General features: G+C 61.1%; 5 protein-coding genes. 2 read left to right on the forward strand and 3 right to left on the reverse strand.

The features are described from left to right. Window positions 1-117: 117 nt before the first annotated feature. A complete protein-coding gene (locus tag Q0288_RS03220; protein ID WP_299427095.1) occupies window positions 118-1254 on the reverse strand; it encodes a VLRF1 family aeRF1-type release factor in 1137 nt (378 codons plus the stop codon). 315 nt (window positions 1255-1569) lie between these two features. Further along, window positions 1570-2388, reverse strand: a complete 819-nt coding sequence (locus Q0288_RS03225; protein WP_299427098.1) for a BTAD domain-containing putative transcriptional regulator — start codon at window positions 2386-2388, stop codon at window positions 1570-1572. Between the two features lie 282 nt (window positions 2389-2670). On the opposite strand from Q0288_RS03225, the gene Q0288_RS03230 reads away from it, so the two are divergent. Together Q0288_RS03230 and Q0288_RS03235 are read left to right on the forward strand one after the other, a co-directional pair. Continuing rightward, entirely contained in the window at window positions 2671-3108 is a 438-nt protein-coding gene (locus Q0288_RS03230) for a universal stress protein (RefSeq protein WP_299427100.1), read from the forward strand. A gap of 261 nt (window positions 3109-3369) precedes the next feature. Then, complete coding sequence (locus Q0288_RS03235; RefSeq protein WP_299427103.1) at window positions 3370-3885, forward strand: flavodoxin domain-containing protein; 516 nt, start codon at window positions 3370-3372, stop codon at window positions 3883-3885. 160 nt (window positions 3886-4045) lie between these two features. On the opposite strand, the gene ftsH is transcribed toward Q0288_RS03235, so the two are convergent. Further along, window positions 4046-5483, reverse strand: a 1438-nt coding sequence (gene ftsH, locus Q0288_RS03240; RefSeq protein ID WP_299427106.1) for an ATP-dependent zinc metalloprotease FtsH, incomplete at its 5' end; no start/stop codon positions are given.

Consider the following 5483-nt stretch of genomic DNA (forward strand, 5'->3'; position numbering starts at 1 on the left):
TCCAAACCCGCCCGTCCAGCCCGCTCGCTACAGGATGAGCCGTCCACGGCGATCAGGATTTTACGGAACATAGACTCCTCCTTTTCCCGAGGCTAGACCAGAACCGTTACCAAAGCATTACCAGCGCGGCAGCCCAACCAGACCCCCAAACGTCTGGTGCAAGCGCTCCTCGGCTGGCCCCCGGACAAACTCGAGGCGGGTTCCATACGAGGCCGCCAGCTCGGGCAAGACCTGCTTCAGATCCACCTCTTCGATATGCCCCGCGCCGTGGGCCACCGCGCCCTCCTTGCTGCCACCCACCCAGCCGTCTGGGGCGCGATAAACCCTGCCCAGGGGGTTCCAGGGGGCCACCAGGAGGTGCAAACCCCCTTGCTGCAAGAGCTCCAGGGTCTGATCCCGACCGGCTACCCCCCGCTCAGCCAGCTCATCCAGCAGCCGGTTTTCCCGTTCGCGCTCGAGGGGTTCCAACACCCCTTGCACCAGCCGCAGCACTTCACCCGCCTGGGTAAGGGGGGTGGGCAAGGAGGGCAGGGTGGCCAGCACCCGTTCGCGCAGTCGGCGGGGGAGCAGTTCGTGGAAAACCAGCACCTCGGCCTTCTGCCCGACCAGTACCAGCCGCTGGATATCGCGTTTGGAGAGGGTCTGCTCCAGAATCCCGACCATCTGCTTGTAGAAACGCTGCGTCCAGACCTCCAGGCGACGCTCGAAGCGGTCGGTGTTGGCGGCAGCCCGATGGACGGCTCCCTGACTGTAGCGCCGTCCAGCACCATCCTGGGTAAGCCGGTTCCAGTCCTGGGTGGGTACGGCGCGGAAAGCCCCTGGCAGTTCCTCGATCTCGCCCAGAAAAACCTCGAACATGCGCCACTTCTGGCTGTCCAGGAAAACCACCCCCACCCGCTCGTACTCGTCCAGCACGTAGAAAATCGGGGTCAAATAGGGCTCACCCCAGCGGGCTTCCACCCCCTGTACCAGCGGCAGATCCACCTGCAGGTCGTAGGTTTCGATCCAGCCACTCGCAGCAAAAATGACCCGGCTGCGGGCCTGGGGTGCGTCGTGCTCGAGAGCCCCCAGCACCTTCTTGCTCACTTCGGGTGGAACCCCGGCGGCCTCGAGGGCATCCCTGGCCCTTAGCACATAGGCTTTGCCCTGGTTGCCCTGGTTGGCCGGGTTCACATCGAGATACAGCGATAACACCGGAGCCACCCTTGGGGCCACAAACTCGCGGATGTAGCGAGTACCTTCCTGGGTCAACATAGCAACCTCCTTGCGGTCTATTTGCCTCCGAGACACCCACGCCGAAGTGGTCGGTGTATGGTTGCCCCTCACTTCCCAGCCTGATTGAACCCCAGGCCAATTACCCATCCATTACCACCCGGTTTTGCAGGCGCTCGGGGGGGGTGTGCTTTGCCGGGTGCTTACCAAATTAGGGTTGTCCCTGCTTCCAGCCTGGCCTGCGGTTGGGCCGTGCGACTGCCACGGTGCAGCCAGGCAAACGGGATTGATGGGTTTGACCATCTCCATATGGCGCCATGTAGCGCACTCTTCACCCGCTGTTGGATGGAACATATATCAAGCCTGCGGGCTTTTTTCGCCCAGGCCACGAACATCGAGATAGGGGGTGATGGGGTTGTTGCGCTTGATGTGCTCGGCCAGCTCGAGGGTTTCGGGCATGGGAGTATCCCCCAGTTCTTCGTGCAGAAATTTGACAAAGCGGCGGTAGTGCTCGATGGCCCCGTAGCGATCTCCCATGGCCGCCAGGCACCACATCAGGCGCTGGTGATAATTCTCACCAATGTAGGGGTCGGCCTGTAAGGCCCGCTCGAGAAAGTCGCTGGTGGCCCGCCAGTCTTCCCGGTCGTAGTGAATTAGGGCGACCTCCAGTAGTGCCTGCACATAGGCGGTCTTGTGCTCCTCGCGGGCCTGAGAAACCCAGTTGCTTGAAACGCCCGGCAGATAATCACCCCGGTAGAGCGAAATGGCTTTGCTGTAATCTTCCAGGCGGGCCGTTTCACAGGTGGCGTGGTGGCCCAGGGAGAGGGCCTGGTAGAAACCGAACAAATCGGTGCTGTGCAAAACCTCTTCAGCCAGGCGGTAGCGCCCATGATCTTCCAGGATGGCCTGGGGGTTTCCCAGAGCGGTGCGAACGCGAAAAACCGTCACCCGAAAACGGTTGTTGGCTACGGGGTCGGGGTCGAGGCCCCACAGGGTCTCGAGGATCTCCCCCTTGCTGCGGCCTTCGGGATAAGAGAGCAGGTAGAAAAAGAGTTCCTCGGCGGTCTGGGCGTGCCAAACAGCACAACGCCCCGCCACCAAAACCTCCATCTGGCCCAGGGTGCGTACCCGGAGCGCAGGCACGGCCTGTTCTGAACGGGGCGGCATCCTTTTCATGGCTTAATTCTGTTACAAATCCATTACCGCTGCATCCGCCAATTGGAGTAGAAGCACCCGCGATCCAAATTTGGATCATCCTTGACAAAACGGAAGGTTTTGCCCGAGAAGGTATGGCTTGAGCAGGGAGAAGGTTGGCAATGGGTTGACGATGGGTATAGAGCTGGGGTTCTCGACCCTCGAACCGGTACCCTCAATACGGCTCCCAGCGGTAACACCCTGGTAATGCTCTGGATGCATGGTGGGCTCAGATGGAATGTGTTGAGCCAACAGGAGGTGTTTGTGTTTCGTCACATCTTGGTTCCTGTGGGGCTGGGGGCGGGCAGCCTGGCCGCCGCCCAACATGCCCTCAAACTTTCCCGCTGGCTGGGTTGCAAGGTGACGCTGCTGCATGTACTCGAGAACTCCGATAGCGCAGTCTCCGAGACTTTTGCCAGGATGACTCAGGGGGCGCGTCGCAAACCGACGGTGTTGCTGGTGGAGCCCCAAAGCCAGACCATCGGCGCGGTGGTGGCCCAGGCGGCCCAACAAACCCACGCCGATTTGATTGTCATTGGTTGCCACGACACGTCCCCGCAGGCCTCAGAGGTGTTGGGGACAGCGGCCCAGAGCATTGTGGCAGGCTCCAGCGTGCCAGTTCAGGTGGTACCCACTGCGATGCTGGTGCAGAGCAAACCCTGGCTACAACGCTTCGCGGTCCGCGAGCTGCACGAGATTTAGGGCCAGGCGTGAGGTTCCTCGGTTATATGGTTGGTTTTGATACAGATTGCGGGCTCGAGTCCAGGCGCTACAAGGGCGACACGGGTAGAAAAGTGCTCTGGCGCAACGGAACCCCGCCATACCAAGCACAGGGTGGCTATCCGATGGGAACGGTGGGAGCAGTTACCTGGATTGATCATGGGACGTTTTAACGTCGAGGAAATCGTCTACAACACCGATGGGGGTCAGCAGGTTCGGGCTAGAGGCGGGTAGGAGGTGGGTATGAAAGTGCTGGTTGCGTATGCGAGCAAATACGGTTCAACCGCCGAGATGGCGCAGAAGATGGGCGAAGTGTTGAGAAAGGCTGATATGGAAGTTGGGGTGTTTTCTGCCGACCTGGTGACGGATGTAAAGCCCTATGATGCGGTGGTACTGGGTAGTGCGGTCTATGCAGGTAGCTGGATGAAACCGGTGGTTGAGTTGCTGGAAACCCAGGAGAAAGACCTGGCGACCCGGCCCGTATGGATATTCTCCTGCGGCCCAACGGGCGAGGGTGACCCGGTGGAAATCATGCACGGTTGGCGCTATCCCGAAGCGCTCGAGCCCCTTTTACAGCAAATTCAACCGCGAGCCATTGCGTTTTTTCACGGCAAGATAGACCCAGAAAAAATGCACTGGGGAGAAAAGCTGATCATCAAGGCATTGCGGGCCAGGACGGGCGATTTCCGCGACTGGAAGGCCATCGAGGCCTGGGCGCAGGACATCGCGCTAGCCCTGCGCTCGGAACGTGTCGCATGATCCGCCGCTGCTCAACCTGGGTATGGGTGGAATGAAACTGGGGCTCGCAGAACCAAATCCGCTCGAGATGAGCCCGATGCGCCGCACAAGCGCGATCTGCGACGTTGGGACGGGTGGCTTGGCTAATGCCAACCGCACAGCTCTGAGCGGCGCGAACCGCTTACGCCCCGCCCAGGTTTGGCTTGATCTTGGGCACGATGCGCGGGGGCTCTTTTTCTTCCTTATCTTTGGGCGGTTCGCTGGGGAGCAGAATGCTCTCCAGCTCCTCGCCCTCCACCACCCGCACAAACTCCTCCGCGTTGAGGGTCTCACGTTCCAGGAGCATCACTGTAACGCGCTCCAACACGTCTTTTTTCTCGGTCAGCAGCTTCAACACCTTGTCGTGCTGTTCCTGCAATAGCTTTTGTACTGCTTCATCAATGCGCTTGGCGGTATCTTCGGAATACTGCCGGGTGTCGTAGCCGCCCAGATAGGTGTCCTCGCGCACCTGATAGGCCACGGTGCCAAAGTCGGGATGCATACCCCACTCGGTGATCATGCGCCGGGCCAGGCTGGTCGCCTGCTTGAAGTCGTTCTCGGCCCCGGTGGTTACATCATCAAAAACCAGCTCTTCCGCTGCGCGGCCCGCCAGGGCTACCCCAATCTGGTCGGTCAGGCGCTTCTTGCTCCAGTGCAGGGTGTCCTGGCGGCTGGGCATCATGAAGCCCATGGCCCGCCCGCGCGGCACAATCGTCACCTTGTGGACGTTGTCGGCGTGTTCCAGGAAATGCGCCGCCAGCGCGTGCCCGGCTTCGTGGTAGGCGGTCACCTCTCGGTCTTTCTGCGTTAACACCATGCTCTTCTTGGCCGGCCCCATAACCACCCGGTCGGCAGCCTCTTCCATGTCCCGCATGTTGATTTTCTTGCGGCCATCGCGGGCGGCCAGGAGTGCCGATTCGTTGAGCAGATTCTCGAGGTCGGCCCCGACAAATCCAGGCGTGCGTTTGGCCAGCAGGGCCAGATCCACATCCTCGGCCAGGGGCTTGCCTTTGGCGTGAATTTTGAGGATTTGCTCGCGCCCCTTCACATCCGGTGCGTCAATGGTTACCTGGCGGTCAAAGCGGCCCGGACGCAGCAGAGCCGGGTCGAGCACGTCGGGGCGGTTGGTGGCCGCCATGATGATGATGCTGGCCTCCTTCTCGAAGCCGTCGAGTTCGACCAGTAGCTGGTTGAGGGTCTGTTCGCGTTCGTCGTTGCCGCCGCCCACACCGCCCCCACGCCGGCGGCCCACCGCATCAATTTCGTCAATGAAGATGATGCAGGGCGCGTGGCGCTTGGCCGTTTCGAAAAGGTCGCGCACCCTGGCAGCACCCACCCCCACAAACATCTCCACAAAGTCCGAACCGGAGGCTGCGATGAAAGGCACCTTGGCCTCGCCCGCCACGGCCCGTGCGATATGGGTCTTGCCCGAGCCCGGCGGCCCTACCAGCAGCACCCCCTTGGGGATGCGGGCGCCCATCTCGTGGAAGCGGGCCGGCGACTTAAGGAACTCCACGATCTCTTTGAGCTCTTCCTTGGCCTCTTCGCAGCCCGCCACGTCCTTGAAGCTGGTCTTGGGG

The organism is uncultured Meiothermus sp. (assembly GCF_937863175.1).
GTDB lineage: Bacteria > Deinococcota > Deinococci > Deinococcales > Thermaceae > Meiothermus.